This window comes from Streptomyces sp. B1866, from assembly GCF_031932565.1.
Classification (GTDB): domain Bacteria; phylum Actinomycetota; class Actinomycetes; order Streptomycetales; family Streptomycetaceae; genus Streptomyces.
Genome location: NZ_JAVSCF010000492.1, coordinates 1 through 1,731, shown reverse-complemented (window position 1 = coordinate 1,731; position 1,731 = coordinate 1). Strand labels below are relative to the sequence as shown.

The 1,731-nt window shown below is 77.8% G+C and carries 1 protein-coding gene; it reads right to left on the bottom strand.

The window, feature by feature from the left end; all coding sequences use genetic code 11:
• Positions 1–1,427, bottom strand: a 1,427-nt coding sequence (gene radA, locus RKE29_RS29735; RefSeq protein ID WP_312008817.1) for a DNA repair protein RadA, incomplete at its 3' end; no start/stop codon positions are given.
• Between the last annotated feature and the right edge of the window lie 304 nt (positions 1,428–1,731).

Sequence of the window (1,731 nt, the reverse complement as noted above, 5' to 3'; positions counted from 1 at the left end):
CGGCCGCCTTCCGCGCCCGCCCGGCCGTCGGCCTGCCCGGCGGCCGGGCGGCGCCGCGGCAGCACCCGCAGCGCGTCCCCTATGTCCGCCACCTCCCGCACCCGCATGCCCTCCGGGACCCGGCCCGGGTCCGCGGGCACCAGAGCCTGGGTGAAGCCGAGCCGGGCGGCCTCGGCGAGCCGCCGCTGCACGCCCGTCACCCGCCTGACCTCGCCCGCCAGGCCCACCTCGCCGATCGCGACCAGGTTCTTCGGCAGGGGCGTGTCGCCCGCCGCGCTCGCCAGCGCCAGGGCCACGGCCAGGTCGGCGGCGGGCTCGGACAGCTTCACACCGCCGACCGTCGCGCTGTAGATGTCCCGCTTGCCCAGCGCGCTGATCCGGCCGCGCTGCTCCAGGACGGCGAGCATCATCGACACACGCGAGGTCTCCAGGCCGGAGGTGGTGCGCCGCGGGGAGGGGATCTGCGAGTCCACGGTGAGGGCCTGCACCTCGGCGACCAGCGGCCTGCGGCCCTCCAGGGTGACGGTCAGGCAGGTGCCCGGCACCGGCTCGTCGCGCCGGGTGAGGAACAGCCCGGAGGGGTCGGCGAGACCGGTGATGCCCTCGTCGTGCAGCTCGAAGCAGCCGACCTCGTCCGTGGCGCCGTAGCGGTTCTTCATGCCGCGCACCAGGCGCAGCCGGGCGTGCCGGTCGCCCTCGAAGTGCAGCACCACGTCCACCAGGTGCTCCAGCAGGCGGGGCCCGGCGATGGCCCCGTCCTTGGTGACGTGGCCGACCAGCAGCGTGGACATGCCCCGCTCCTTGGACGCGCGGATGAGCGCGCCCGCCACCTCCCGCACCTGCGCCATGCCGCCGGGCGCGCCGTCGACCGCCGGGGAGGCGACGGTCTGGACCGAGTCCAGGACCAGCAGGGACGGCTTGACGGCGTCGAGGTGGCCCAGGACGGCGGCCAGGTCGGTCTCGGCGGCCAGGTAGAGGTGGTCGGCCAGCGCCCCGATCCGGTCGGCGCGCAGCCTGACCTGGCTCGCGGACTCCTCGCCGGTCACATACAGCGTGCGGTGGTCGTCCGAGGCGGCCCGGGCGGCCACGTCGAGCAGCAGGGTCGACTTGCCCACGCCCGGCTCCCCGGCCAGCAGCACCACCGCCCCGGGCACCAGGCCGCCGCCCAGGACGCGGTCCAGCTCGGCCACGCCCGTGCTGCGCGCGGCGGCCCGGCGGCCGTCGACCTGGGCGATGGGCAGCGCCGCCGAGGTCACCCGGCCGGGCGCCGTCGTGCGCACCGCGGGCGCGCCGAACTCCTCGACAGTGCCCCAGGCGTGGCACTCCGGGCAGCGGCCGAGCCACTTGGCGGTGGTCCAGCCGCACTCGGTGCAGCGGTAGGTCGGCCGGTCCTTGGCCGAAGTGCGGGAGGAGCTACGGGCAGCCATGGCGTCAACGCTAGCGCCGGCCTCTGACAGCCCGCGCCACGCGAGGCCACCAGCCCGACCGGCCGTCAGCAGCCGTCAGCAGCCGACGGCGGTCGGCGGCGCGACCGGCGACGACCGGGGTACGGGCCGGAGACGCGCCCCGGCCCGCGGCCCGCCCCGCGCGTACGGTCCGTCCCCCGGCCCCGTACGCACCCACCGGCCACGCCCGTACGGCCCCGCACCCGCACACCTGTCACGCCCGCCGCCCGCCCGCGCCCCGCCGCGCCCGCGCGTGGGCGCCGGCAGGGCTCAGGCAGACCGGGCG